Raw genomic sequence first — 25,638 nt, forward strand, 5'->3', positions numbered from 1 at the left:
CCGCTTAGTAGCGATAGGTTTCCGGCTTGAACGGGCCGTCCTGCTCAACGCCGATGTAGTCCGCCTGTTCTTTGGTCAGACGTGTCACGACACCGCCGAAGCCCTTGACCATTTCCAGCGCCACTTCTTCGTCCAGCTTCTTGGGCAGAACCATAACCGTGACGTTCTTGGTCTTTTCGACTACAGGAAGGTCGGCAAACTTCTCGTTGAACAAGTGCATCTGCGCCAGAACCTGGTTGGCAAAGGAGCCGTCCATGATGCGACTTGGGTGGCCGGTTGCGTTGCCCAGGTTGACCAGGCGACCTTCGGCCAGCAGGATCAAATAATCATCGTTGGCCGGATCGATGTCCTTACCGGTGCGGTGAATCTTGTGAACCTGCGGCTTCACTTCTTCCCAGCCCCAGTTCTTGCGCATGAAGGCTGTATCGATTTCATTGTCGAAATGGCCAATGTTGCACACCACGGCGCGCTTCTTCAGCTTTTTCAGCATGTTGGCGTCGCAGACGTTGGCGTTGCCGGTTGTGGTGACGATCAGGTCGATCTTGCCCAGCAGGTCGGCATCAACGCAGGCTTCGGTGCCATCGTTCTGACCATTCTTGTAGGGCGAAACGACTTCATAGCCGTCCATGCAGGCCTGCATGGCACAGATCGGGTCGACCTCGGACACCTTTACGATCATGCCTTCCTGGCGCAGGGAGGCAGCAGAACCCTTGCCTACGTCGCCATAGCCGACAACCAGCGCCTGCTTGCCGGAGAGCAGGTGGTCGGTAGCGCGCTTGATGGCGTCGTTCAGGCTGTGACGGCAGCCGTACTTGTTGTCGTTCTTGCTCTTGGTAACGGAGTCATTGACGTTGATCGCCGGGATCTTCAGGGTGCCTTTCTTCAGCATGTCCTGCAGGCGATGTACACCAGTAGTGGTTTCTTCAGTAACGCCGTGAATTTTTTCCAGGGCCTGCGGGTATTTGTCATGCAGGATCTGGGTCAGGTCGCCACCATCGTCCAGGACCATGTTGGCATCCCAAGGCTGGCCATCTTTCAGGATGGTCTGCTCGATGCACCACTCGTATTCTTCTTCGGTTTCACCTTTCCAGGCAAAGACAGGAATACCGGCAGCGGCAATGGCGGCTGCGGCCTGATCCTGGGTAGAGAAGATGTTGCAGGAGGACCAACGCACTTCAGCGCCCAGCGCGACCAGTGTTTCGATCAGCACGGCAGTCTGGATGGTCATGTGGATGCAGCCCAGGATCTTGGCACCCTTGAGCGGTTGCTCGCCGGCGTACTTGCGACGCAGGGCCATCAGGGCTGGCATTTCGGACTCGGCGATGATGATTTCGCGGCGGCCCCAGTCAGCCAGGGAAATGTCGGCAACCTTGTAGTCGTTGAAACCGGCAGGCGTGATAACAGCGCTCATTAAGCTCTCCATTCGTTCGAAGTTGTTGGCTGCCCCGGCGATAACGTGCTGCTGCAGGACAGCTGTAAATGCGAATGGGCGCCGTTGATGCGTGTGCAGGCCAGGCCTGCGGCTACGCTCCCCCGAGCCTGACAGGGAAACCCTGCTGCAGCGCCCCTCGGTAGGATGGCGGGTGGCGATTTGAAAATCGCCATGGGCTCGAAGTATAGCGGGCAATCCCCAGGCTTTGTAGGTGTACCGGATTCATGATGATCAGTAATTGACTGCATAGAGAGGAACGACCGCTTCGGTGGCTTCTCTAACCGGCGGAAAGGGTTAAGCTTGTGGACCGCTATTACTCAAGGAGACGACATGAATTTCCATACACGCAAGTGGGTAAAGCCCGAGGATCTGAACGCCAACAACACTCTGTTTGGCGGCAGCCTGCTGAAGTGGATAGACGAAGAGGCTGCGATTTATGCCATCGTTCAGTTGGGCAACCAGCGGGTCGTCACCAAATATATTTCCGAGATCAATTTTGTCAGCGCATCGCGTATCGGTGACATCATCGAGCTAGGGATCACGGCTACTGAATTTGGCCGCAGCTCCATTACCCTGCGCTGTGAAGTCCGCAACAAGATTACCCGCAAGAGCATTCTGACCATCGACAAGATCGTCTTCGTCAACCTGGACGAGGAGGGTAATCCGACTCCCCATGGCAAGACGAAGATCACGTACATCGAAGATCAGTTCAAGGATGAAGAAAAGGGCGCCTGAGTCGCTCTAGGTTCGCGACAGACCTTGGAGTAGCCTTGGCGTTTACTGCTCGTATCGGAAATGCCATGGCTAATCACAAGATCGAGATCCGCCGCAGGAATACGCAGAAGATATTGCTGGCTGCCGAAAAGGTGTTTGCCGAGAAAGGGTTTGGTGCTGCTTCCATGGGCGATATTGCCCAGGAAGCAGAGCTGCCGCGGTCGAACCTGCATTATTACTTCTCGACCAAGGATGACCTGTACCGTGAGGTGGTGCTCGGATTACTGGAACTCTGGAAACAGGATGCCATCTGTTTCGAGCAGTTCGATGACCCCCGGGTAGTGCTGGCGAGCTATATCCGCGCCAAGATGAACCACTCCCGTACTCGCCCTTATGGCTCAAAGATCTGGGCCAACGAAATCATGCATGGTGCACCGCTGCTGGGGGCCGCTCTGGATGAACACCTGATGGAGTGGGCCAGACTCAAGCAGGCCAAGATCAAGCAGTGGGTGGATGACAAACGTATCCTGCCGGTAGAGCCGGCTTATCTGCTCTACATGATCTGGGCCTCGACTCAGCACTATGCAGATTTCAATTATCAGATCGACCTAATCAACGGTCATACGCCCTTAAGCGACCGCCAGTTCGAGCAGGCTGTACAGACGGTGACGGCGGTTATCCTGCGAGGAATTGGTCTGGAGCCTTGAGCATTCCTAACGTAGCTGTCAGGAATAAAGGGTATCCGGCGCTGCCTTGGTGATCGTCGCTCACCAAATTGTTGCACAGGCTATGGCTTGGCTTTTCTGAACTTAATCAATGAGTTGGTTGCTTTTTCAACGCTTGCAAGCGATCACCCTGCTTTTTTCTGCACCAGTTTGATTCCTGACAATGTTGTTAGGACGCTTCGCTTCGGTGATCAACTGCCATTGCCTTGCTAGGCAAACCAATATTCCAGGTGTGATATCAAGGACTTAGCGCAAGGCCCGCTCCCCTGACTGTTTTCGATCACGGTTCCGGCACGCTTATTGAGAGAAAGGGCGATCAGCCTGCTAGCAGGACCTACTCACCCCTATGAGAGAAAACAGGGAGAGCATGCCATGCCATACAACAGATCCGAAGTGATTGTGCGCGATGGTCTTCATGAGCTTCATGCCGGCCCGGATGTTCTGGACAGCCCACGTTATAACCACGACATGGCGCCTACTCAGGTAGCGGAGCGTTCCTGGAATAAGTGGCATATCGCAGCGCTGTGGGTGGGCATGGCCATCTGCGTACCCACGTACACCCTGGGTGGCGTACTGACGGCTTACTTTGGATTATCAGTGGGCGAGGCGCTGGCTACCATTCTGCTGGCCAACCTGATCGTGCTAATTCCCCTGACATTAAATGCATTTCCAGGCACCAAGTACGGGATTCCTTTTCCGGTCCTCCTGCGCAGCTCCTTTGGTATTCTGGGCTCGAACGTGCCCTGCCTGATTCGAGCAGTCGTGGCCTGCGGCTGGTTTGGCATCCAGACGATGTTTGGCGGTTTGGCGATTCACCTGTTTCTCGGGTCACTTTTCGAGGGCTGGAAGGCCTTGGGCAGTACGGGTGAGGTCATTGGCTTCATGGTGTTCTGGACGGCCAATCTATGGGTGGTCATTCGAGGCGCCGAGTCGATCAAGTGGCTGGAGACCTTGTCTGCGCCGCTCCTGTTACTTGTCGGGGTCGGTCTTCTGATGTGGGCGATGCCCCATGTGTCGATGACGGAGCTCCTGTCCCAGCCAGCCAAACGACCGGAAGGCGAGGGGGTGACCAAATATTTTCTGGCAGGCCTGACTGCCATGGTGGGTTTCTGGGCGACTCTCTCGTTAAACATTCCAGACTTCAGTCGCTATGCCAGAAGCCAGAAGGATCAGATCATAGGCCAGGTAATTGGCCTGCCGGTCACCATGTTCCTGTTTGCCTCCCTGGGCGTGGTAATGACGGCCGCTTCGGCGGCCCTGGTGGGCGAGACGGTGTCTGATCCGGTTTCGCTTATCGGTCATATCCAGAGCCCTGTTTGGGTCGCCTTGGCCATGGCCTTGATCGTAGTTGCGACGCTGTCGACTAATACAGCTGCCAATATCGTTTCGCCCACGAATGATTTCCAGAATCTTGCGCCCCGGCTCATCAATCGGACCCGAGCCGTATTGATAACTGGGTTGGTGGGCCTGGCGCTGATGGCCCATGAACTGCTCAAGAAACTAGGCTGGATCGTCTCGGATGTCAGCTTGGAGAGCGTGTACTCGAACTGGCTGCTGGGGTACTCCAGTCTTCTGGGACCCATCGCCGGCATCATGGTGGTGGACTACTTCATCGTGAAAAAGCAGCAGCTTGATCTGGCCGGGTTATACCGTGACGACTATTACCCAGCCTACAACGTGGCGGGTTTCGTTGCGTTCGGTATTCCTGTCGTGCTGACGCTCATGGCGTTGACAACGGGCGTCATGACCTGGTTTTACGATTACGGCTGGTTTACCGGTTCGGCACTTGGTGGGGTGATCTACTTTGCCTGTGCCGGGCAGCGTCATCGCAGCCCGGCGCCGCTGGCCAGACCTTCGCTGTGAAGGCCCTGACTAGACTTCCAGGGTAATGAGTTCGGCGTTGACCTCAGTACCCTGTATGGTCAGGCGTCCCAGAGAGACAGGCAGCTTGAAGCGGCGAGGGCCAGGGCTGCCTGGGTTGAAGTAGAGCACGCCCTCGCGCTCCTCCCGTTTTGGCTTATGTGAATGCCCGCAGATTACAACGCGAATACCTTCGGCCGCCGGATCAATCACCAGATCCTGGAGGATGTGGATCACGTAGAGATCGACCTCGCCAAAACGAAGCGTAGCTGTTTCAGGTAGGGTCTGGGCCCAGTCGTCCGTGTCGTTATTGCCGCGGACGACGGTAAGGGGAGCTATTTCCCGAAGTCGCTCAAGGATTTCGGGCTTGCCGATATCACCGGCATGGATGATATGGTCGCTCCCTTCAAGTGCACTCAATGCGCCGGGACGCAGGTGGTTGTGCGTATCGGCGATAACGCCAATGCGAAAAATCGGATGGTTGGAGGCAGGCATGGTTCTCCCGTACACAGGCTGGGTCTGTATAACCTTTGACCGATAAAGTGTGTAAGGGTTGAATGAGTGTGATCGACGCCCAGTGCAGGCGTCGATCACAAGCGCCCTTTATTCCTGTGCTATGTCTGTGGTGCTGTCTGGCAGGAACCAGTTCATGATCAGAGCGCAAAGCCCTCCTGTGGCCACACCTGAATTCAGCACATCACGTAGCGCTGCTGGCATGTGGGCGAGAAACTCAGGGACCTGGGACACACCCAGACCCAGTGCCAGGGAAACGGCAATAATCAACAGGGCACGGCGGTCCAACTGAATGCCGGCCAGAATGTTGATCCCCGAAGCTGCAACGGCGCCAAACATCACCAGTGCGGCGCCACCCAATACTGGCTCTGGTACGGCCTGAATAATGCCAGCAACGGCTGGAAACAGGCCGAGCAGAACGAGAAAGACGGCAATCCACAGCCCGACGTGGCGGCTGGCGATACCCGTCAGTTGGATCACGCCGTTGTTTTGCGCAAAGATTGAGCTGGGAAAGCTGTTGAACAGTCCGGCCAACAAGGAATTGGCTCCATTGACCAGTACACCGCCCTTGATCCGAGCCATCCAGACCGGACCCTCTACCGGCTGGCGGGACACTTTACTGGTTGCGGTCACGTCACCGATGGCTTCCAGGGAGGTGACGAGATAGATCACCAACATGGGAACGAACAGTGCCCAGGAAAAACCCAGCCCAAAATGCAGGGGAACCGGCACCTGGAACAGAGGCGCTTCATGCATGCCGGTAAAGTCCAGACGTCCCAGATAGGCCGCCAGGCCGTAGCCGACCAGGAGCGCAATGACGATGGCCGCGCTACGTACCCATACCACGCGAACGCGGTTGAGCACGACGATGATTGCCAGCACCACACCGGACAGCAGCAGATTCTCGCCGTTGGCAAAGGTGCCCTGGCTCATGGCTGAGAAGCCGCCGCCCATGCTGATGAGTCCGACCTTGATCAAGGTAAGACCGATCATCAGCACCACGATGCCGGTTACCAGCGGAGTAATCAGGCGCTTCACGAAAGGCAATATCCGGGAGATACCCATCTCGACGAAAGAGCCCGCCATGACCACGCCAAAAATGGCAGCCATTACGGCTTCAACCGGCGTGCCCTGCTTGACCATCAGCGCGCCGCCAGCGATCAAGGGGCCGACAAAGTTGAAGCTGGTACCCTGAACGATTAGTAGCCCTGCCCCGAACGGGCCGAAGCGGCGACACTGGATGAACGTGGCAATGCCTGAAATCACCAGGGACATGGACACGATCAGGTTGGTATCCCGTGGTGAGACACCCAGTGCCTGGCAAATTAGAAGGCCTGGAGTGACGATAGGCACGATGATCGCCAGCAGATGCTGCAACGCAGCGAGCAGGGCGATAGGCAGGCGAGGCCGATCGTCGAGACCGTAGACCAGTTCATGGCGGGAGGGAGAGGCGTCCGGCTGGCTCATGTAGCGGTTCCGCAAAAGGCGGCAAGTGTACTGTTCCGGTGATGCGCCGCACAGTCTTCATCTCATAAAAGAGACAGGCGATAGGACAGGCTGCTGCCATGCGCCTTGGGCATGGCGTTAACGTTCAGTAATAAAGACGAAAGTCCCACGGCCTAACTTTACCAGTATCCAGGGTCTTAGGCCTTGTTCTGATGACAGGCGCTTGGCATTCACTACTCCCATCCCGCCGGGCTTCATGGCAAGCACTTCAGCAGTCATGCCATGCAGATCCAGCAGCCAGGTTGCCCATACCTTCTTCTTTTACCGAGGGCTTTTGCGTGTTTGACGCGATCACAGGGTTGATTCAACAGGGGGGTTACCTGGGCATTCTTTTGCTCATGTTTCTGGAAAACGTGTTTCCGCCTATTCCATCGGAGGTCATTATGCCGCTGGCAGGGTTTCTAGCGGCGAGAGGGGAGCTGAATTTTATCGGCGTGGTGCTGGCGGGAACGCTGGGGTCCTTTCTGGGCGCGCTACCGTGGTATTACGCTGGTGCGGTATGGGGAGAGGCGCGCATGCGCAAGCTGGCGCAGCGTTACGGGCGCTGGCTGACTCTTTCGGCCAAGGACGTCAGTGAGGCCTCTCTCTGGTTCAGGTCGCATGGCAGTAAGGCTGTCTTCTTTGGCCGCCTGGTACCGGCAATCCGTACCCTGATTTCTGTACCGGCCGGTATTGCCCATATGCCGTTTCGTCGCTTCGCCGGATATACCCTGGCGGGTTCTCTGATCTGGACAACGGTGCTGACACTGGCGGGTTACCTGCTGAATGCCGAATACGAGCGTGTCGCGACGCTTTTGGATCCGGCCTCCAAAATAGTTCTGGCAGTGATTGTGCTCGTTTACCTGTATCGCCTGTTTAAAACCAACAACCGGGAAGACTGCCGGGAAGGCTAGACGGGTTGGAATAGCGCCAGGGATGAGTCCTAGCGCTGATCCAGCAGACGCCTGCGCTCGGCTTTCTGTGCTTCTACCTGCGCCTTTTTCTGCTCGATCGCGGCGCGTCCACGCTCTGTTACGCTGGGGCGCGGTGCGGGCTCGGGGGCTGGCTGGGGCGTTGGTGGGGTTGGCCTGGGATAATGATGCCAGGGCGGACGGTGTCCACCATAATCGTAATAGGGCTCTGGATAGGGATAGTAGCGGTCCTGTCGGATCGGTGGCGGGACATCATAGTCATCATCGTCGAGATCGTAATAACGATCAGCGTCTGATGGTGTACGAGTGCTTGACTGAGACGTCTCGTCCCGAGGCTTGATGCTGGGCTTTTCCACTACCGGTGGTGGCGTCGGGTCGGCCATACGGGTGACCGGGCCACTGCCTCTTGGCGGAGGGTTATCAACTTCGATACGGTCGGCCAGGGATTGATCAGATGGGCAATGGCCTTGTGTAAACGTGATCTGGCCTGCCTTGTCGACGCATTTGAGTATGGTGTCTGCCTGGGCATGGGTGACGCCGCCCAGGCTTGAGACCGCAACCGCCAGAATTGCCCACTTCATAGCAATCCCCTCTAACGTACCTGCATGCCACTCTAGCACTTTGCAGGTCGGGTCATCTAAACGGTTACTGAAGAAAACCGTGAAGGTTAGGCCAGGGAGTGCTGCGCTGCTGACAGAAAATCGAACAAGCCTTCCAGAGGCAGTGGCTCGGCCAGAAAATACCCCTGCGCCTCGTCGCAACTCGCGCGCTTGAGCAGTTCGAGCGTCTCTTCGTCTTCCACACCTTCCGCCACGACAACAAGGTTCAAGGCATGGGCCATGTCGGTAATGGCCTTGATGAACACGTAGCGGTCCAACCCTTCGGCGGGATGGGTAATAAGCGTGCGGTCGAGTTTGACGGTATCAATAGGAAAACGCCTAAGATAGGACAGGCCGGAGTAGCGGGTTCCCAGGTCGTCTACCGCCAGTTTGACACCCAAAGTTTTCAGCGCTCCGAGCGCCTGATTGGAGGCGTCCATGTCTTCAATGAAAGCCCCCTCGGTCAACTCGAGTTCCAGGTGACAGGGTCTCAGTTTGGTCGTGTGCAGAATCGCTTCTATCCTGTCCTTCAAATGTGGTGACTTGAGCTGGAGGGGTGAAAGGTTCACGGACAGTTCCAGCGACTGCCCAAGTCGACTGGACAGGTCGTGAATTTCCTGACAGGCCTTTTGCAGAACCCACAGCCCCAGCTCGTCTATCATGCCAATCTCTTCGGCGATCGGAATGAAATCCACAGGCGAAATCCAACCCCGCTCCGGGTGATGCCAGCGAATCAAGACCTCAACGCCCTGGGGGGTGCCCTCAGGCAGCCGAATACGCGGCTGGTAGTAAAGCGAAAACTGATTCTGCTCCAAGGCGTGGTACAACGCCGTTTCCAGCACCATGCGGTTTTTGGCTTCGACACTCATTTCTTCTGAGAAGATGCGGCAACAATGGCCTCCTGCCGCCTTGGCACGATACATCGCAATATCTGCATGCTGGACCAGTTGTTCCTTGGTATGGCCGTGCTCAGGGTAGAGTCCTATCCCTACCGACGCACCGGAAAAAACACGGCTGCCATTGATTTCGATCGGAGCCGCAACCGCTCGGATGATGGCGTTAGCCACCGCTTGAACGGAGATTTCACCTTCCGGGGCGTGGGCCACCACGACAAACTCATCGCCACCCAGGCGCGCCACCAGATCACCCTGAGGTACCGCTGCCCTCAATCGCTGCGCCACTTCGCGCAGCATTGTGTCGCCTGCATCATGCCCCATCGAGTCGTTGACCTGCTTGAAGCGGTCCAGGTCGATCAGCATGATGGCAAGGCAGCTGTTAAGCGGCGTGAAATTGATCAGAGCCTGCAAATGCTCGTTCAGGTACGCCCGATTGGGCAGCCCTGTCAGCATGTCATGGTTGGCCAGCTGGTGCAGGCGACTTTCGGCCAGCTTCTGCTCGGTGACATCCGTATAGCTGCCTGCCCATTCGATAAGCTGACCTTCCGTATCAAGAATGGGAACGGCATAACCACTGACATGGCGATATTGACCATCGGCCCGGCGCAGCCGGTACTGGGCATATACCGGCTGGCGGTCCTGCAGCATTTTGGCTCCCAGCGCAGCGGTGGACTCCTGATCGTCCGGGTGAACCACGTTCATCCAGCCAAACCCCTGCATCTCCTCCTGAGTCTGGCCGGTAAAGGCACACCAGTCCGGCTGAGGAGAAACAATCTCCAAGGTAGGCGAAGCCGTCCACACGATGGCTCCTGTAGCATTTACCAGTGAGCGAAAGCGTTGTTCGCTGGCTTGAAGCGCCAACTCTGCCGCTTTGCGCTCCGTGGTTTCCCGGTCGCGCTCGATAACCAGCGCCGCAGTATTGACCAGCAGGCGCATGGACTCCTGCTCTGAATCGCTCGGTTCACGCGCGTCCCTGCAATAATAGGCCAGGGTGCCCAATACTCTTCCAGAGGATGACAGGATCGGGTGAGACCAACAGGCGCGGAAACCATAACCGAGCACCACAGACTTGGCTTCAACCCAGCGCGGATCGTTCTCTATATCGCTGACGATAGTCGAGGCGCCGGTATACGCGGCCGCTCCACAGGAGCCGGCGAGGGGGCCAATGGGTATGCGTTCTACGGCCTGATTGAATGATTGGGGGAGCGAGGGGGCCGAGCCAAAGCGCAGGTGCAGGCCATCGGTGTCCATGAGCATGACCGATGCCCAGATATTGCCACCTGCCTGCTCTTCCGCAGAGCGGGTCAGGGTATCGAGAATCTGCTTGAGCGGGGCTCCCGCGACGGCCTGTGCCAGTGCCTGCTGCTGACCGTTGGCCAGGGCCTCGGTGCGTTTCAGATCACTGATATCTGACGCAATGCCCCGTAGCCGGAGGCTGTCAGCGTCGCTCAGCACCTTGCCTTTGACACTGATCCAGCGGGTGCGGCCGTCTGACAGCAGCAACCTGCAGTCGAAATGCCAATGCTCGGCACGTTTCGCTGCCGTTTCGATGACGCGGCGTACATGCCTTTGGTCATCCGTGTGGATACGCTCGAAAAACTCCTCGAGCGCCCATGTGTCCGGCTGTATGGACGTACCGAAATCCGGCCCGTTTCTCAACAGACAGGTCAGCGTTCCGCTAGCGACGTCCAGTTCCCATTCACCCAGGTCCGCTACATCGAGCGCGAACTGCAGGCGTGCCTCAAGTTCAGCAGCGGAGGAGGAAGGCGAGGGGGCGGTGTTGACATCCTTTTTTACCCTGGGCTCGGCATTGGTGTCCGGCATATCGTTCACTCGAAGTTTCCAACTATCGATTGATCTGCCACGTCTTGCGGGCGCGGCACAGCAGCGGTGCGTCTAAAACAGGACTCTATAGAAAGCGTAGTCGCTCTGGGCAATGGCTCAATTCATAATCATCCATGAAATACGAGGGTAACGATTTACCATGCTGTCGGAGGGCTATCATCGAGCAGAAAGGGAGACGTTCTACAGGCGCCGCCATCTTGCCTGAAACAGGCTTTTTGCCAAGAGTAAGAGAGTCCCAACCAGACCAGCGGAGAGGCTGCGCTTTTTGCAGCGCAGATACAAAAACGCCGCCCGAAGGCGGCGTGCTCAACACGATCCCAGATCAGTCTTCCAGCATCGCCTTGTTACGGACGGCACCCTTGTCGGCACTGGTGGCCAAGAGGGCATACGCCTTGAGCGCTGTGCTCACGCGGCGCGCACGTGGCGTGGCAGGCTTCCAACCCTTTTTGTCCTGTTCGATGCGGCGGTGAGACAACTCCTCATCGCTAACCAGTAGGTTGATGCTGCGATTGGGGATATCGATCAGAACCTTGTCGCCGTCTTTCACCAAGCCGATCGCACCACCAGCCGCCGCTTCTGGCGAAGCATGGCCGATGGAAAGTCCTGACGTGCCGCCCGAGAAACGGCCGTCGGTGAGCAGGGCGCACTGCTTGCCCAGTCCCTTGGACTTCAGGTAGCTGGTGGGGTAGAGCATTTCCTGCATGCCCGGGCCGCCCTTGGGACCTTCGTAGCGGATGATAACGATATCGCCGGCTTTCACTTCGTCGTTCAGGATGCCCTTCACCGCGGCATCCTGACTTTCGAAAATCTTTGCCGAGCCTTCGAAAACATGGATGGATTCATCCACGCCCGCCGTTTTCACCACGCAACCGTCCAGCGCGATATTGCCGTATAGCACGGCAAGACCGCCTTCCTGAGAGTAGGCATGCTCGACGCTACGGATGCAGCCTTCGGCGCGGTCGTCATCCAGGGTGTCCCAGCGAGTCGCCTGACTGAAGGCTTCCTGCGTGGGGATACCGGCCGGACCTGCGCGGAAAAAGGTCTTGACCGCTTCGTCCTGAGTAAGCGTGATGTCCCACTTCTCGATGGCTTCGCCCAGGGTTCTGCTGTGCACGGTTGGCAGATTCGTATTGAGCAAACCGCCGCGAGCCAGTGCACCCAAAATGCTCATGATCCCGCCGGCACGGTGAACATCTTCCATATGGTATTTCTGGATGTTCGGCGCCACCTTGCACAGCTGGGGTACTTTACGGGACAGGGCGTCAATGGCGCGCAGATCAAAGTCGACCTCGGCTTCCTGAGCCGCTGCCAGAAGGTGCAGGATGGTATTGGTGGAGCCACCCATCGCGATATCCAGCGTCATTGCGTTTTCAAAGGCCTTGTAAGACGCAATGTTTCGTGGCAGTACAGAGGCATCGTTCTCCTGATAGTAGCGCTTGCACAGCTCGACCGCCGTACGGCCGGCTTGCAGGAATAGCTCCTTGCGGTCGGCATGGGTTGCCAGCAGCGAGCCATTACCCGGCAGTGCCAGGCCCAGGGCCTCGGTCAGACAGTTCATGGAGTTGGCCGTAAACATGCCGGAGCAAGAGCCGCAGGTTGGGCAAGCGCTGCGCTCATACTCGGCTACTTTTTCATCAGAGGCGGTGCTATCCGCGGCGATGACCATAGCGTCGACCAAATCCAGGCCGTGGCTGGCCAGCTTGGTCTTGCCGGCTTCCATTGGGCCGCCGGAGACGAATACGACCGGAATGTTCAGGCGCAGGGCCGCCATCAGCATGCCGGGGGTGATCTTGTCGCAGTTGGAAATGCATACCAGCGCGTCGGCGCAGTGAGCATTGACCATGTACTCTACGGCATCAGCGATGATCTCACGGGACGGCAGGGAATAGAGCATGCCATCGTGACCCATGGCGATGCCGTCATCCACAGCGATAGTGTTGAATTCCTTTGCAACGCCACCGGCTTTTTCTATCTCGCGGGCGACCAGCTGGCCCAGGTCCTTTAGGTGAACATGACCTGGCACGAACTGGGTAAAGGAGTTGGCTATCGCAATGATCGGCTTCTTGAAGTCTTCGTCCTTCATGCCGGTGGCACGCCAAAGTGCGCGGGCACCAGCCATATTGCGGCCGTGGGTGGAGGTTTTCGAGCGGTAATCAGGCATGGAGGCTGCTCTCCGGGGCGGCTTTGCTTATCACGGTAATCTGTTCAAACACTGCGGCGTATCCACCGTATAACTGTAAAGGTAGCAGTGGAGGCTTAGGGCACGCGAGCATTGAATAGGCTCAGGGCTATCGTGAGCGCGGACGGAGCGCAAAGCAAACGGAAGTGGACCGAGTGCCGTGCTCTGGGCCGGTCGGATAGCGCGGGATCTCCGCGTGACTGGCTTGGGCTCACAGACCCGCCGGGGATAATGGCGAGGGAATCTCCCGATTCTACTCCGCATTTGTTCAAAGAGGAAAGCGTACGACAAAGGGTATGTCTTGGCTTGCGCTTTCACGGTTCAAGAAGGCGTCATTTGTTTGCGTGCAGCCCAAAGATCTTTGGATCAATAGCATTTGCCATCGCTACATAACCTGCCCGGTTGGGATGCAGTCCATCGCCAGGGCCGCCTGCGCTGCTGGGAATGAACTCTGCACGCAGGCCGCCCGTAGTGGGATCGAGCGTGGCCGCATCAAAGTCAATGATCGAGTCAAACAGACCGCTTTCCTTTATGAAGCGATTAAGTGCCATACGTTTCTGATCCTGCTCCTGAAAGGCCGGGTCTGCAGGATTGGCCGCCAGGCTGCTGGTCAGGGTCGCGCCGTGAAGGCGTACACCGGGCAACGCTTTGCGCATACGTTCAATCGCATTGCGCATAGCTGTCTCGACGACCTCGACGGACGCACCAGTACCCGGTGAAAAATCATTGATACCTTCCATCCAGATAACGTCTGTTACACCAGAAAGGCTTAATACATCCCGTTCCAGACGATCCATGATAGATGGACCGCCACCGTAGCCTTGCCGGGTGCTTTCATTCAGAGGGCCTGCGACCTCGTTGCCAGAAATGCCAGCATTCACTACCGAGTACTGTCCCGGTGCCAACTGGGCGAGGCGACGATTCAGGATGTCTGGCCAGCTGTCATATCCATTGGGTGTTGAGCCGGTACCGTCGGTAATGGAATCGCCCAAGGCTACGATGACTCGCGCAACGTCTGGTGCCTGGATATCAACCGCGTCGAGCAAGAACGTCGAGGTCGTAGTAAAGGGCCAGGCGCTTTCCTGCTCCTCGGCGGCGTGGTCGGTGCCGCGAACACTGAAATAGGAGGTTGCGAGCGCTGCAGCATGCCAGCTCAGCGGGCCGCTGTTCCCAGCGAGATGAAAGCTTACCGCCAGGGTGTGGGAAGGTGCTTTGGGTAGCGGGACCGGATCCGTCCAGCGAGTCTCACCAGGTTGAAGCTGAATTTCGCTCTGGCCGTCAAAGCTGACCGGGCGATTACTGCCCGGTACCAGAGCTGCGCCCCCTAAAGGTTGCCCGATATAGACACTGCGCAAGGTAATGGGCCTGTTGCCAAAGGTATTCGAGAATCGCAGGCGTGCCTGGCTTCCCCATACACTAGGTCGAATGATCTGCCGGATACTTTGATCTTGAGCCCCACTAGCCGAAATAATACCTTCCAGCTTTGGCTGGGCGATGGGCGAACCGTTGGGGTAGGCTGCCTGCACGGGGGCTGTCCAGGCTGTTTTCCAATCATCGGCATGTCCGGGCTTGGACGCGAGTGCAAACAGGCCGGCAGCCAGAAGGGTTAACAGGCGCATGAGGATTCCTTGATCAGGTATCGGACGTTGGATTAAGCAGGCTTTTCAGCTGGGCTTGCAGGTTCTCCCAGTGGGTGCCTTCCCAATAGACACGATCACAGCCCGAGCATTTCAAAAAATAATCATGACGTTCCCGCACGAGTGGCGGCAGGCTATCGAGGACGACACTCTTATCGACGGAATGAAGGGTATCGTTACAGACCAAGCACCGGCTGAAGGGCGCAGCATGGTCAGCCAGGTTGTAGCGCTCGAATACTTCGCGCAGCTGTGCCTCAGGCTTGTTTGAGCGGACGTAGCAGCCGTAGACAATCTGGCTTCGCTTGAGCAGTTCGCGGTCCCGGGTCAGGACAATATAAGGTTCTCGCGCACAATAATTGGCAATTTCATTGTCATGAATGGCCGGATAATACAGCGTATCGAATCCAGCCAGTCGTAACAGCCGCGCTAGCGCGCCCATATGGGCATCGGCAATGAAGCGAAACGCCGTTAGCCGATCGCGCAAGGGGACAGCATCTTCTACTTCCAAACGATAAAAGGGCGGGTAGACCGCTATCCGATCATCCTGTTGTATCAGGTAGTCAAATCCTACGGATTTACCATTGACCAGAATGAACTCGACTTCTGGATGCGGAACGCCCAACGCCTCGATCATGTGTTTGACGGTGGAATTCGGGTTGCAGCTGAGCGTAAAGCTGCGTTGGCGGTGAGCTGGAGGTAAAAAGTTATTGAGGCGTGCGTAGAAACGAAATGTCGCGTTGTTCATACGCGCCATCCGGTCGTATCAGACATGACACGACCGGAAGCGGTCGTTACCGAAAGCGTAGAGCGGCTAATCAATAATGATCGGCCGATTCGCATGTTTCGAAACCTTTGCTATCGACGCGACCTGCGCTGTCAAAGCCTACCGAATACACCTGCTCTTTGCCGTCTCTGTTGAGTACGTAGTTATTGCAGGAGCCTGGTTTGACCTTGCGTGTGTATTGGGTGGATGGGGTACCACCAATCTGCAGCACCTGCTCTTTGGTCATGCCTGTCTTCACGTCGCGAACCAGTGGTTGTTCACGGTATTCAATACGATCCTTGGCCGTATCGACGTTTTCCTTGACGGAGCTACAACCAGCGGCCACGGCAGCGAGAGCAACAACGGCGAGTGTCTTCTTGTACATATGATTCTCCTATAAGGTCGTTGATGACCGGTCACTTCTTTGAGCGTGCCGTTGCCCAGAAATTCACTGAATTCGTGATGTTCAACGAAACGGTCTCAAATAAAGAGGCGTACCCTAGGAAGAAACAACCGTGATGATTGAGATCCAACGGTTGACTGGTCAGAGGGTAATTCTGGGAGTGGCATGAGCGAGCATCAAAACCTGACCCGCTATCCGCTAGTGTTGGTCCATGGTCTGCTGGGGTTTGTGGAAATTGCAGGCTATCCATACTGGTATGGCATCGTTTCGGCGTTGGAGTCCATGGGGGTCAAGGTCTATCCGGTACGGCTTTCCGGTGCTCATAGCAACGAAGTGCGGGGGGAACAGCTGCTTGCGCTTATCGAGGATATCGTGCGCGACAGCAAGGCCGAGCGGGTCAATCTGATCGGTCACAGTCAAGGTGCCCTGACCGCGCGCTACGCAGCCGCCATTCGTCCTGAGCGGGTTGCGTCAGTCACCTCTGTAGCAGGTCCCAATCATGGGTCGGAGCTGGCCGATATGCTCCAGCTCTCCATGCGTACCAGTAGTCTGAAGGCGCATCTGGCCGCTGAGTATGTTCAATGCATGGCCAAGTTCATGGCCTTTCTGGATCGCAGTAATGGTTATCCCCAGAGCGCGATTGCCAGTCATGAGTCACTTACTACCGAAGGCGTGGCAGCATTCAACGATAAATACCCGCAAGGACTTCCCGCTACCTGGGGCGGTGAAGGTGCTCCTGTCGTCAATGACGTCCGTTATTACTCCTGGTCCGGCATTCTGGTGCCGGAGCTGACGGACCGAGGTGCCAATCGGCTCGACCCTACCCATAGCATGTGTGTACGCCTGTCTCGTTGCTTCGAGCTGGAAGCAGATCAAAACGATGGATTCGTTGGGCGATTCAGTTCACATTTGGGGAAAGTCATCCGCTCCGATTATCCGCTTGATCACCTCGATATCATCAATCAACTGGCCGGTGCGATAGGGCATGGCGTCAATCCGGTAGCGCTCTACACCGACCATGCGCTTCGCCTGAAAGCCGACGGACTTTGACAGCGCACGGCCAAATGTCGTGCAGACTCAACAGCTTGCCGATCTGAGCTCGTTATTCAAGCTGGCACTCGAAATGCCGGTTGGTCAGCACACTGATTCCTCCTCCTGCTCAAGAAGAGTCCTGTCTGCCGTTTAAGCGCTGAAATGACCCCTTGTCGGCTTGTTGGTCTATCTATAGATGACATTAAAAAAAGTGCCTATCCTTCCGATTTAAAAGGAAGAAATACTGATTTGGACATCGTACGCGCTATCTAAACATGCGCTGCATTGGTATCGTTATAATATTTCAAAATATTACTTGCTACGTCAGAGGGTCGCATGAATCGCCGCCGCTTGCTCAACCTGCTCCTGGCCAGCCTGACACTACCCGCTGCTTTTCCAGTGCTGGCGCTTCCTCAGCGTCTGACCAGCGCACGCGCCTGGTTGGATTCGGATAAATTTCGCCTGGTTTTCGATCTGAGCGGCCCTGTCCGATTCAAGACGTTCAGACTTAGTGCGCCTGACCGGATCATTCTGGATCTGGCCAATACGCAACAGGTAGCCGCACTCAACAATGTGCCGCTCAAGAATACCCCGGTGCGCTCCATTCGAAGTGCCCCGTTCGGCTCATCCGATACCCGTGTCGTCCTCGAACTTTCCCAGCCGGTTACCCTGGATAGCTTCCTGCTCGGGCCTGCCGAGAATGCAGGGCATCGTCTGGTGCTGGATCTCAAGCCTGCCCAGGTACCTAGCATCCCTGTACCGGAGCCTGAGGCAATGCTCGCATCAGCCCCCGTCGTGACAAGGGCTGGCAAAGGCCGCGACATTATTGTGGTCGTCGATGCCGGTCACGGTGGCAAGGACCCAGGCGCGCTGAGCCAACGCGGGGACCGCGAGAAGGATGTCGCCTTAATCATTGCGCAAAATCTTGCGCGCATGATCAATCAGCAGAAGGGCTACAAGGCCAAGCTGGTACGTAACGATGACTTCTTCGTTCCGCTGCGCAAGCGTGTGGATGTTGCGCGCAAGTACAACGCAGACATGTTCATCTCCGTGCATGCCGATGCTGCGCCGCGCCGCACGGCTTCAGGAGCTTCGGTATATGCCCTGTCCGAACATGGGGCGACCTCGACAACGGCACGCTGGCTGGCCAACAAGGAAAACGATGTCGACCTGATTGGTGCCAATGAGATCCTGAAAAACAAGGATCCGGTCCTGGCGGGCGTACTGCTGGATATGTCCATGAATGCCACGATCTCGTCGAGTCTCGATCTGGGAGACCGTGTCCTGAACAGCCTATCCAATGTCACAGGTCTGCATCTGAAACGCGTCGAGCAGGCCGGTTTTGCCGTGCTCAAGTCGCCGGATATTCCGTCGATTCTGGTGGAGACCGGCTTCATGTCGAATGATCGGGACAGCCAAAAGCTTCTGAACCCACGTCATCAGAAGGAGTTAGCCCAATCCATTTTTGGCGGTATCCATCATTATTTCAGTGAGCGTCCGCCGACAGGAACCTATCTGTCCAGTATCAAGGAACAGGCCACCGGCTAAGAAAAAGACGCTTGGGTTTCTGTGCACGGGCACGGTATTTTTTCTTGATCCGCGGTAAAGTGTGCGCTTTCATGTCCACAAGGAAAGCGCACATGGCCAACCCCGCTGCTCGTCTCTCCGACGTCAACGCCTGCCCCATGACGGGCCACGGCCCCAACCCGACCATGACTGGCTCCCCCGACGTTCTGATCAACTCCCTACCTGCCTTGCGTGTCGGTGACTCCAGCGCTTGCGGTGATACCGTGGCGGTAGGAAGTGCTACCGTATTCGTCAATGGCCAGCCGCTGGCTTACCTGGGCAGCGCCACCGCCCATGGTGGCGTGATCATCACAGGCTCCGGTGATGTTCTGACAGGCTGATCGGAAGGCCTAGTAGATCGGGATGTACAGGTTTACTTCAGAGGCTGGGTTATCCGGCCCCTTGAAGTGCTCGTCGTACCGCTCGAAGCTGACAGCTTTCTTCGGTTCCAGACCACGCTCAGGCAGGACGCGGGCATACAGATACTCGTAGGTATCTGGGAGCGTGTCTGTCGTTCCGATGTGGGTGAACTGCAGATATTTCTGCGCAGGCACCGTGTAACGGAGCATGCCTTCCGGTACGGGTGTGTTCTCGTCGACCTTTATACCGGCCAGATAGCGCAGCACACCGGGGGGCGGACTGAGTGTCAGACCGAACCACTGTTGCGGGGCGCTAGGCAATTGCAGCTCGGCTAGCCGATGCGTAACGTCATGCCAGAGCTGTGCAATGCTGCCGCCCTGGCCATCGCCCGTGTACTCCAGGCCCACGACGGTAAACGCTGGAAGCTCGGTGATACTGAGCGGCATGGTGGTCTCCTTGTAGATAGAGGCGTCGCGCCTGGACAGGCCCATGAGGAATATTTCCAGTTGAGCCTGTTTCGATGGGTCGAGTTCAACTGCCTTGATAGGTCAGGTTGCTGTATGGCCTAGCCGTAGCGCTTGAAGGCCTCGATGGCAAGACCGCTACCAATGCTGCCGAACTGATCGCCTTCTGCCTTGCGCGCCTGGGGCAGCAATTGGTCAATGCTGTGGCGCAGCGCCGGAATACCACTCGAGCCGCCGGTATAAAAGACCGTATTGATCTGCTCATGGGAAACGCCTGCCGAGGCCAGCAGTTGATTGACGCTTGCCTGAATACGCGCCAGTAGCTGAGCGATCGACTCCTCGAACAATGGGCGGGTCAGTTCAGCAGACAAGTCCTTCTCGATATGCGACAGGTCCAGACTCAACCGATCGGCATGGGTCAGTTCTATCTTGCTGTTTTCTACCTGAATCGCGAGCCAGTGCCCGGCGCGCTGCTCGATCAGCTTGAACAGCCGATCCATCCCGGCCGTGTCCTGAGCGTCGTAGCGCATGTCCTTGAGGGCAAGCTGTGCCTTCTGACTGTATACGGTATTGATGGTGTGCCAGGTCGCCAGGTTGATGAAGTGGCTGGTAGGCATCAGTGCCTGGCTTTTCATCAGGCTGCCATAGCCGAAAAGCGGCATGACGCCCTGCAGGCTAAGCTGCTTGTCAAAGTCGGTACCACCGATGTGTACCCCGCCGGTGGCGAGAATATCCGATTGTCGATCCGCCAGCTGCCGGCGCTCGGGTGACAGACGTACCAGGGAAAAGTCGGACGTACCGCCGCCAATGTCGACGATCAGCACCAGCTCTTCCTGATTCAGTGTTCGCTCGTAGTCGAATGCTGCCGCGATAGGCTCGAATTGAAAGGAAATGTCCTTAAAGCCTAGCTTTTGCGCTACGGCAACCAATGTGTCCTGAGCTTCGCGGTCGGCGGTTTCATCATCATCCACAAAGTAAACAGGGCGGCCCAACACGACACTGTCGAACTCACGTCCGGCCGTGGCTTCGGCGCGGCTTTTCAGCGTACCGAGAAACAGGCCAAGCAGGTCCTTGAAAGGCAGGGCACTGCCTAGAATGCTGGTTTCGCTCTTGAGCAGCTTGGAGCCGAGCAGGCTCTTGAGCGAGCGCATGAGGCGTCCTTCATAGCCTTCCAGGTATTCATGAAGCGCCAGACGGCCGTAGACGGGACGGCGCTCTTCCACATTGAAGAAAATGACCGAGGGAAGCGTCACCTTGCCGTCTTCTAAAGGTATGAGGATATCCGAGTCGGGCCGCAGCCAGCCGACGGTGGAGTTCGACGTGCCAAAGTCGATACCACAGGCACGTGCGGGTAAAGCGATAGTCATGGTGCTGGTCCATCCAGAAGCAGCCGCACAGTTTATCGCGACTTGCCGAACCTGTCCGCTCGGTCAGGCAAAAGGCTCGGTTAGCATGCTGCACGATGTTACGTTGTCATCTTCTGTTTGGGAGTAGCCATGCCGTTTCATCTACAAATGTTGCTTCCCGGACTTTTGCTGGCGCTGGGCTATGGGCTGGGCGATATTGACGAAGCGGGGTTGTTGACCGGAGCACTTTATGTCGGCTGGGTGCTGAGCGAGGGGCGGTTGCCGTCCTGGCTATGGTGGTTTGGGGCATTGGCATCCAGTGTTGCGCTCGCCATTCATGTCGCGCCGGGATTCTCTCCTCATGTGCTCGGCGGGCCGCTGCAATACAGCCCGGACGCCGGGCCAGTGTGGCTAAGGTTAAGCTGGGATAAGGCACTGGTGGGAGTGACGCTACTGGCCTGGTGGCTTGGCAAGGCGGTTCCGTACGATACGCGGCGTATGCTGCAGGTCAGGCCATGCGTGCTGATTGCTGTCGGTACTCTTGCCGTAGTGCCTGCCCTAGCGTTAGGAATGGGATTAGTGGCCTTCCAGCCCAAATGGCCAGCACTGTTCTGGACCTGGTTTTCTCTTAATCTGGGCGTTGCGGTACTGGCGGAGGAGCTGCTGTTTCGAGCCCTGCTGCAGCGCGGGTTGATTGATCGGTTTGGGTTCTGGGCAGGTCTGTTGGTAACGGCAGTCTTGTTTGGCATGGCGCACTGGCCATTCAGTGCCGGTTTTGCCTTGGTTGCTGCCGTGGCGGCTCTGGGGTACGGCGCGATATTCGAGCGGAGTGGACGGCGACTGAGTATGGCCGTGGCCTTGCATTTGGCTGTCAATGTGCTGCATGTTCTGCTGCTCAGCTATCCGCTGCGATTGTCCTAGCTTGCATCGGTAGGCATGTTCATGGCGTCTGAATCCTCAGTCCGGCGTCCCGATGGTTAAGGCAAGGAGTAGACGTACATGGTGGTTGTCCTCGCAATCATGCCCGTATTCGGACTGATTGTGCTGGGTTATGTATTAGGGTGGCGGCAGTGGTTGACGCCAGAGTCTATGGGTGGGCTGACCCAACTGGCGTTCAAGGTGTTCATGCCGGCTGTGCTGCTCACGGGAATTGCCAAAGCAGACTTGCGCCATGGTTTGTCACCTTTACTGCTGCTCGGATATTTCGGCCCGGTCCTGCTGGTGTTTCTACTGGTCAATCTGTTTGTGCATTGGCGCCGGCGTGAGCCTACGGCGTTCGGATTGACGGCCAGTTATTCGAACAATGTCCTGATCGGTATTCCTCTGGTCGTCAATTTGATGGGGGAGGAAAATCTCGTCTATGTGTTCGCTATTCTGGCGCTGCATAGCCTGACGTTGTTTGCCATGCAGAGCTTTTATACGGCCTTTGGCGGCACGGAAAAGGTTAGCATCCCAGAGCTGCTGATGAGTCTGGCAAACCCGTTGATCGTCGGACTTTTGCTGGGGGCTGCCGTGAATGTATCGGGGCTAACTTTGCCGGGCCCGATATGGCAAATCGCGACCTGGCTGGCACAAGCCGGTCTGCCTTGCGCCTTGATTGTGCTAGGCGTGAACCTTTCACGCTACCGGCTAAGGCCGAGCCTTTTCGTTGTCGGGTTGACGGCAATAAAGCTGCTGGTCTTTCCCTTCGTGGTCTGGACGGTATGCCTGTGGCTGCCGGGCTTGAGCGGTGCAGCACGGAGTGTGCTGATGCTGATGGCCGCCTGCCCGAGCGGGGTAAACGTGTTGGCATTTGCCCGGACGCCTGAGGAAAACCGTGTCGTCAGCTCAACGGTGTTTCTTTCAACCGTTCTGGCTGTCGTAACCGTGCCGTTGTGGATGGCACTGGTCGGACTGAATCGGTGACTGGCCGTCCGGTAAGGATCGGACGGCCAGAGCGTGGGATCAGCTGGGCAGGATACGGCAGGTCAGACTCTTGATGTAGCGGGTCTCGGGGATGGCAAGGTGGACCGGATGATCAGGGCCCTGGGCACCACGCTCGATCAGCTGGATATGACGATCTAGGTGACGTGCACTGCTGAGCAGGATTTCCTGCAGGTTCTCTTCAACGAGATGCATCGAGCAGGAGGCGCTGACCAGAATGCCGTCCTTGTTCAAGAGGCGCATGGCCTGCTCGTTGAGACGACGATAGGCGGCCTCGCCGTTTTTCACGTCCTTCTTGCGCTTGATGAAGGCGGGCGGGTCGGCCACGATCACGTCGAAGCGCTCGTCAGCAGCCTTCAGCTCCTTCAGGGCCTCGAACACGTCGCCTTCTACGCAGACCATCTTTTCGGCAACGCCGTTCAAGGCCGCATTGCGCTCTACACCATCCAGGGCAAAGCCGGAGGCATCCACGCACATCACTTCGCTGGCACCGAATACAGCGGCCTGCACGCCCCAGCCACCAATGTAGCTGAACAGGTCCAGAACGCGCTTGCCTTGTACATAAGGTGCCAGGCGGGCACGGTTCATGCGATGGTCATAGAACCAGCCGGTCTTCTGGCCCTCAACGATAGGCGCTTCGAATTTCACGCCGTTTTCTTCCAGGGCAGCCCATTCCGGTACGTCACCGTAGGCGGACTCGACATAGCGGGGCAGGCCCTCGGCTTCTCGAGCACTGGAGTCATTTTTCCACAATACGGCCGCTGGCTTGAGCACCTGAAGCAGTGCAGCCAGCACATCATCCTTGTGACGCTCCATGGTGGCCGATGCCAGCTGAGCCACGATGACATCGCCAAAGCGATCCACCACTAGGCCGGGCAACAGGTCCGAGTCGCCGTAGACGAGGCGATAGAACGGTTTATCGAACAGGCGCTCACGCAGGCTCAGGGCGACTTTCAGGCGATGAACAAGCAGGGATTTGTCCAGTACATGCTTGGTATCGCGGGAGATCAGACGGGCGCAGATCAGGTTGTGTGGGGACAGGGCAACGATACCGATCGGCTTGCCGCCAGCAGCTTCGAGAACGGCTTGTTCGCCGGCCTGGAAAGCGGTCAGCGGAGTGGCTGCCACGTCAATTTCGTTACTGTAGACCCAAAGGTGCCCGGCGCGCAGACGGCGCTCGGCATTGGCTTTCAGTCGCAGGCTGGGCAAGGACATTTGAGGGACTCCAAGAAAAAGGGGCGAAGTATACCTGCCCGGGCGGCACGGCGCCTTCGCGCTTGAAGATCAGTCTCAAAGATAGAGAGAAACACGACGTACGGATGAAAAATGGCCCGGCTGATACCGCGCGGGCCATGGATCAGGCAGGTTGGAGATCAGGCAGCGATCATGTTGATCAGCTCGCGATTGAACGCGGGAATGTCATCAGGCTTGCGGCTGCTGACCAGTTTTCCGTCCACGACGACTTCCTTATCCACCCACTGGGCACCGGCATTTTTCAGGTCATCGGTCAGCGAAGGCCAGCTAGTCATGGTCTTGCCATCCACCAGACCGGCGGAAATCAGCAGCCAGGCACCATGGCAGATCACGGCGATCGGCTTGCCGCTGCTGCTGGCCTCTTTGACCAAAGTCTGCGCACGCTCATCGGTGCGAATGGTGTCTGAGTTGACGACGCCGCCTGGTAAAACCACCGCGTCATAGTCGCCGATGTTGGCAGCATCGAACGTCAGGTCGACATTGAATGTGTCCGCCGGGTCGGTGTGGTTCCAACCCTGGACGGTGCCAGACTTGGCAGAAATGATATGAGTCTTGGCGCCGACCTTCTCGAGGGCCTCCTTGGGACCGGTCAGCTCGGCCTGCTCGAAACCGTCAGTTACCAGGATTGCTACTTTTTTGCCTTCTAACGATGCCATCATGGAACCTCCGTAAGCTATGTGATCTAGGATTAAGTGGAGATGCGTTTCCACGGCTTCTGTATGAGTCGAACCCGGGAAAGCAGGCAAGTTCCTCCAGTGATCAGTGGTTGCTGAGCGTAGGGTGGGCTAAAATGTGAGGTCATTCACAGGTATCTGATCCATGTCGCTAGAGCTTCAACCCGAGCAGATTCGCCAGGCGCTTCAGGGAATCACCATCCCGCCTCAACCGCAGATCATGGTTGATCTACAACTTGAGCAGCTTGCCCCGGATCCCAGCCTCAAGGTGATTGCGCAGCTGATTAGCCAGGACCCCGGCTTGGCAGGCGCGCTGCTCAAGCTCGTCAATGCACCCTGTTTCGGGCTGGCCAACCGGATTACGTCTATCCAGCGGGCCGTCAACCTGCTCGGGATCAATTCCGTCGTCAATCTCATCAATGCGCAGTCCATCAAGAGCGAGATGAGTGATGAGACGATCGTGACGCTAAACCGCTTCTGGGACACCGCCCAGGATGTGGCGGAAACCTGCCTGACACTGGCCAAGCGGACAGGCTATCAGGCTCCGGATGAGGCATACGCTCTTGGGCTCTTTCACAACTGCGGCATACCGCTGATGCTAGGGCGGTTTCCTCATTATATGGAAGTGCTGGAGGAGGCCTATGGGCGGGTTGGGCCTGAAAGGCGTGTCGTGGATACGGAAAACCATTACTTCAACACCAACCATGCGGTCGTCGGTTATTACACGGCCCGCTCATGGCGTTTGCCGGCCCATGTCGCTGAGGCCATTTCCAATCATCACAATGCCCACCGGATTTTTGTCGACGGTGACGCCAGCAGTGTGCCGATGAAAAACCTATTGGCCATTCTGAAAATGGCCGAGCATATCTGTGGCTGTTATCGCGTGCTGGGCAATCAGGCTCAGGACGCCGAGTGGAATCTGGTCAGTAATCAGGTTTTGGATTACATCGGTCTGTCCGAGTATGACTTCGATATGCTCAAGAACAACATCCTTGAAATGGGGCTTGGGCACATCCATTTTTAAGAGCATATTGTT

23 protein-coding genes and 1 riboswitch are annotated in these 25,638 nt (G+C 57.0%); of the genes, 10 read left to right on the plus strand and 13 right to left on the minus strand.

What is annotated here, in order from left to right; genetic code table 11:
• Positions 1-4: 4 nt before the first annotated feature.
• Positions 5-1,411 (minus strand): adenosylhomocysteinase, encoded by a 1,407-nt coding sequence (gene ahcY / locus PLU01S_RS04200; RefSeq protein WP_010795574.1) that lies wholly within the window; start codon positions 1,409-1,411, stop codon positions 5-7.
• A gap of 69 nt (positions 1,412-1,480) precedes the next feature.
• Positions 1,481-1,576: riboswitch (S-adenosyl-L-homocysteine riboswitch) on the minus strand.
• 186 nt (positions 1,577-1,762) lie between these two features.
• Here ahcY and PLU01S_RS04205 point away from each other — a divergent pair.
• The 3 genes from PLU01S_RS04205 to PLU01S_RS04215 all read left to right on the plus strand — a co-directional run bounded on the left by PLU01S_RS04205 (position 1,763) and on the right by PLU01S_RS04215 (position 4,734).
• Positions 1,763-2,167: an acyl-CoA thioesterase gene (locus PLU01S_RS04205; protein WP_010795573.1), complete on the plus strand. Its 405-nt coding sequence runs from the start codon at positions 1,763-1,765 to the stop codon at positions 2,165-2,167.
• Between the two features lie 65 nt (positions 2,168-2,232).
• Entirely contained in the window at positions 2,233-2,853 is a 621-nt protein-coding gene (locus PLU01S_RS04210; protein ID WP_074822662.1) for a TetR/AcrR family transcriptional regulator, read from the plus strand.
• Positions 2,854-3,243: 390 nt separating this feature from the next.
• Entirely contained in the window at positions 3,244-4,734 is a 1,491-nt protein-coding gene (locus PLU01S_RS04215) for an NCS1 family nucleobase:cation symporter-1 (RefSeq protein WP_074822429.1), read from the plus strand.
• 9 nt (positions 4,735-4,743) lie between these two features.
• Here PLU01S_RS04215 and PLU01S_RS04220 read toward each other — a convergent pair whose 3' ends face one another.
• A complete protein-coding gene (locus tag PLU01S_RS04220; RefSeq protein ID WP_074822432.1) occupies positions 4,744-5,226 on the minus strand; it encodes a metallophosphoesterase family protein in 483 nt (160 codons plus the stop codon).
• 108 nt (positions 5,227-5,334) lie between these two features.
• Positions 5,335-6,711, minus strand: coding sequence for a nucleobase:cation symporter-2 family protein (locus PLU01S_RS04225; protein WP_010795568.1), 1,377 nt, complete (start codon positions 6,709-6,711; stop codon positions 5,335-5,337).
• Positions 6,712-7,028: 317 nt separating this feature from the next.
• Between PLU01S_RS04225 and PLU01S_RS04230 the strand changes: the two genes are divergently transcribed.
• Positions 7,029-7,643 (plus strand): DedA family protein, encoded by a 615-nt coding sequence (locus PLU01S_RS04230; protein WP_074822435.1) that lies wholly within the window; start codon positions 7,029-7,031, stop codon positions 7,641-7,643.
• A 29-nt stretch (positions 7,644-7,672) separates the two neighbouring features.
• Here the strand turns inward: PLU01S_RS04230 and PLU01S_RS04235 are convergent, their stop codons facing one another.
• From PLU01S_RS04235 to osmE, 6 genes are all read right to left on the minus strand, one after another.
• A complete protein-coding gene (locus PLU01S_RS04235; protein ID WP_074822436.1) occupies positions 7,673-8,242 on the minus strand; it encodes a hypothetical protein in 570 nt (189 codons plus the stop codon).
• A gap of 86 nt (positions 8,243-8,328) precedes the next feature.
• Positions 8,329-10,980, minus strand: coding sequence for a bifunctional diguanylate cyclase/phosphodiesterase (locus PLU01S_RS04240; protein ID WP_233432118.1), 2,652 nt, complete (start codon positions 10,978-10,980; stop codon positions 8,329-8,331).
• A gap of 343 nt (positions 10,981-11,323) precedes the next feature.
• Positions 11,324-13,162 carry a dihydroxy-acid dehydratase gene (ilvD, locus tag PLU01S_RS04245; protein ID WP_074822442.1) on the minus strand — a complete coding sequence of 613 codons (1,839 nt, stop codon included), beginning with the start codon at positions 13,160-13,162 and terminating at the stop codon, positions 11,324-11,326.
• Positions 13,163-13,512: 350 nt separating this feature from the next.
• A complete protein-coding gene (locus PLU01S_RS04250; protein ID WP_010795562.1) occupies positions 13,513-14,799 on the minus strand; it encodes a GDSL-type esterase/lipase family protein in 1,287 nt (428 codons plus the stop codon).
• 13 nt (positions 14,800-14,812) lie between these two features.
• Positions 14,813-15,562 (minus strand): Mut7-C RNAse domain-containing protein, encoded by a 750-nt coding sequence (locus PLU01S_RS04255; protein ID WP_074822445.1) that lies wholly within the window; start codon positions 15,560-15,562, stop codon positions 14,813-14,815.
• A 70-nt stretch (positions 15,563-15,632) separates the two neighbouring features.
• On the minus strand, positions 15,633-15,965 hold the full coding sequence (gene osmE / locus PLU01S_RS04260) for an osmotically-inducible lipoprotein OsmE (protein ID WP_074822447.1): 333 nt from the start codon (positions 15,963-15,965) through the stop codon (positions 15,633-15,635).
• A 183-nt stretch (positions 15,966-16,148) separates the two neighbouring features.
• On the opposite strand from osmE, the gene PLU01S_RS04265 reads away from it, so the two are divergent.
• From PLU01S_RS04265 to PLU01S_RS04275, 3 genes are all read left to right on the plus strand, one after another.
• Positions 16,149-17,033, plus strand: coding sequence for a lipase family alpha/beta hydrolase (locus PLU01S_RS04265; protein WP_074822453.1), 885 nt, complete (start codon positions 16,149-16,151; stop codon positions 17,031-17,033).
• 318 nt (positions 17,034-17,351) lie between these two features.
• A complete protein-coding gene (locus PLU01S_RS04270; RefSeq protein WP_074822456.1) occupies positions 17,352-18,563 on the plus strand; it encodes an N-acetylmuramoyl-L-alanine amidase in 1,212 nt (403 codons plus the stop codon).
• 92 nt (positions 18,564-18,655) lie between these two features.
• Positions 18,656-18,922 (plus strand): PAAR domain-containing protein, encoded by a 267-nt coding sequence (locus PLU01S_RS04275; protein ID WP_074822458.1) that lies wholly within the window; start codon positions 18,656-18,658, stop codon positions 18,920-18,922.
• A gap of 9 nt (positions 18,923-18,931) precedes the next feature.
• Here PLU01S_RS04275 and PLU01S_RS04280 read toward each other — a convergent pair whose 3' ends face one another.
• Both PLU01S_RS04280 and PLU01S_RS04285 read right to left on the minus strand, forming a co-directional pair.
• Positions 18,932-19,387, minus strand: coding sequence for a GyrI-like domain-containing protein (locus PLU01S_RS04280; protein WP_074822664.1), 456 nt, complete (start codon positions 19,385-19,387; stop codon positions 18,932-18,934).
• A gap of 119 nt (positions 19,388-19,506) precedes the next feature.
• Entirely contained in the window at positions 19,507-20,772 is a 1,266-nt protein-coding gene (locus tag PLU01S_RS04285; protein ID WP_074822461.1) for an Hsp70 family protein, read from the minus strand.
• 129 nt (positions 20,773-20,901) lie between these two features.
• Between PLU01S_RS04285 and PLU01S_RS04290 the strand changes: the two genes are divergently transcribed.
• Both PLU01S_RS04290 and PLU01S_RS04295 read left to right on the plus strand, forming a co-directional pair.
• Positions 20,902-21,672: a CPBP family intramembrane glutamic endopeptidase gene (locus PLU01S_RS04290; RefSeq protein ID WP_074822463.1), complete on the plus strand. Its 771-nt coding sequence runs from the start codon at positions 20,902-20,904 to the stop codon at positions 21,670-21,672.
• Between the two features lie 78 nt (positions 21,673-21,750).
• On the plus strand, positions 21,751-22,656 hold the full coding sequence (locus PLU01S_RS04295) for an AEC family transporter (protein ID WP_074822466.1): 906 nt from the start codon (positions 21,751-21,753) through the stop codon (positions 22,654-22,656).
• 39 nt (positions 22,657-22,695) lie between these two features.
• Here the strand turns inward: PLU01S_RS04295 and PLU01S_RS04300 are convergent, their stop codons facing one another.
• Positions 22,696-23,889, minus strand: a complete 1,194-nt coding sequence (locus PLU01S_RS04300; protein ID WP_019364904.1) for a class I SAM-dependent rRNA methyltransferase — start codon at positions 23,887-23,889, stop codon at positions 22,696-22,698.
• Between the two features lie 158 nt (positions 23,890-24,047).
• Positions 24,048-24,587, minus strand: a complete 540-nt coding sequence (locus tag PLU01S_RS04305; RefSeq protein ID WP_010795549.1) for a type 1 glutamine amidotransferase domain-containing protein — start codon at positions 24,585-24,587, stop codon at positions 24,048-24,050.
• A gap of 214 nt (positions 24,588-24,801) precedes the next feature.
• Between PLU01S_RS04305 and PLU01S_RS04310 the strand changes: the two genes are divergently transcribed.
• Positions 24,802-25,626, plus strand: a complete 825-nt coding sequence (locus PLU01S_RS04310; protein WP_162493719.1) for an HDOD domain-containing protein — start codon at positions 24,802-24,804, stop codon at positions 25,624-25,626.
• Positions 25,627-25,638 lie beyond the last annotated feature (12 nt).

Origin of the sequence: Pseudomonas luteola NBRC 103146 (assembly GCF_002091675.1) — a bacterium.
Taxonomy (GTDB): Bacteria; Pseudomonadota; Gammaproteobacteria; order Pseudomonadales; family Pseudomonadaceae; genus Chryseomonas; species Chryseomonas luteola.

Coding starts and splice junctions, on each gene's coding strand:
- PLU01S_RS04285 (WP_074822461.1), bottom strand. CDS start 20,772: ATGACTATCGCTTTACCCGCACGTGCCTGTGGTATCGACTTTGGCACG.
- PLU01S_RS04255 (WP_074822445.1), bottom strand. CDS start 15,562: ATGAACAACGCGACATTTCGTTTCTACGCACGCCTCAATAACTTTTTA.
- PLU01S_RS04305 (WP_010795549.1), bottom strand. CDS start 24,587: ATGATGGCATCGTTAGAAGGCAAAAAAGTAGCAATCCTGGTAACTGAC.
- ahcY (WP_010795574.1), bottom strand. CDS start 1,411: ATGAGCGCTGTTATCACGCCTGCCGGTTTCAACGACTACAAGGTTGCC.
- ilvD (WP_074822442.1), bottom strand. CDS start 13,162: ATGCCTGATTACCGCTCGAAAACCTCCACCCACGGCCGCAATATGGCT.
- PLU01S_RS04275 (WP_074822458.1), top strand. CDS start 18,656: ATGGCCAACCCCGCTGCTCGTCTCTCCGACGTCAACGCCTGCCCCATG.
- PLU01S_RS04280 (WP_074822664.1), bottom strand. CDS start 19,387: ATGCCGCTCAGTATCACCGAGCTTCCAGCGTTTACCGTCGTGGGCCTG.
- PLU01S_RS04300 (WP_019364904.1), bottom strand. CDS start 23,889: ATGTCCTTGCCCAGCCTGCGACTGAAAGCCAATGCCGAGCGCCGTCTG.
- PLU01S_RS04215 (WP_074822429.1), top strand. CDS start 3,244: ATGCCATACAACAGATCCGAAGTGATTGTGCGCGATGGTCTTCATGAG.
- osmE (WP_074822447.1), bottom strand. CDS start 15,965: ATGTACAAGAAGACACTCGCCGTTGTTGCTCTCGCTGCCGTGGCCGCT.
- PLU01S_RS04270 (WP_074822456.1), top strand. CDS start 17,352: ATGAATCGCCGCCGCTTGCTCAACCTGCTCCTGGCCAGCCTGACACTA.
- PLU01S_RS04235 (WP_074822436.1), bottom strand. CDS start 8,242: ATGAAGTGGGCAATTCTGGCGGTTGCGGTCTCAAGCCTGGGCGGCGTC.
- PLU01S_RS04265 (WP_074822453.1), top strand. CDS start 16,149: ATGAGCGAGCATCAAAACCTGACCCGCTATCCGCTAGTGTTGGTCCAT.
- PLU01S_RS04290 (WP_074822463.1), top strand. CDS start 20,902: ATGCCGTTTCATCTACAAATGTTGCTTCCCGGACTTTTGCTGGCGCTG.
- PLU01S_RS04225 (WP_010795568.1), bottom strand. CDS start 6,711: ATGAGCCAGCCGGACGCCTCTCCCTCCCGCCATGAACTGGTCTACGGT.
- PLU01S_RS04210 (WP_074822662.1), top strand. CDS start 2,233: ATGGCTAATCACAAGATCGAGATCCGCCGCAGGAATACGCAGAAGATA.
- PLU01S_RS04240 (WP_233432118.1), bottom strand. CDS start 10,980: ATGCCGGACACCAATGCCGAGCCCAGGGTAAAAAAGGATGTCAACACC.
- PLU01S_RS04250 (WP_010795562.1), bottom strand. CDS start 14,799: ATGCGCCTGTTAACCCTTCTGGCTGCCGGCCTGTTTGCACTCGCGTCC.
- PLU01S_RS04295 (WP_074822466.1), top strand. CDS start 21,751: ATGGTGGTTGTCCTCGCAATCATGCCCGTATTCGGACTGATTGTGCTG.
- PLU01S_RS04205 (WP_010795573.1), top strand. CDS start 1,763: ATGAATTTCCATACACGCAAGTGGGTAAAGCCCGAGGATCTGAACGCC.
- PLU01S_RS04220 (WP_074822432.1), bottom strand. CDS start 5,226: ATGCCTGCCTCCAACCATCCGATTTTTCGCATTGGCGTTATCGCCGAT.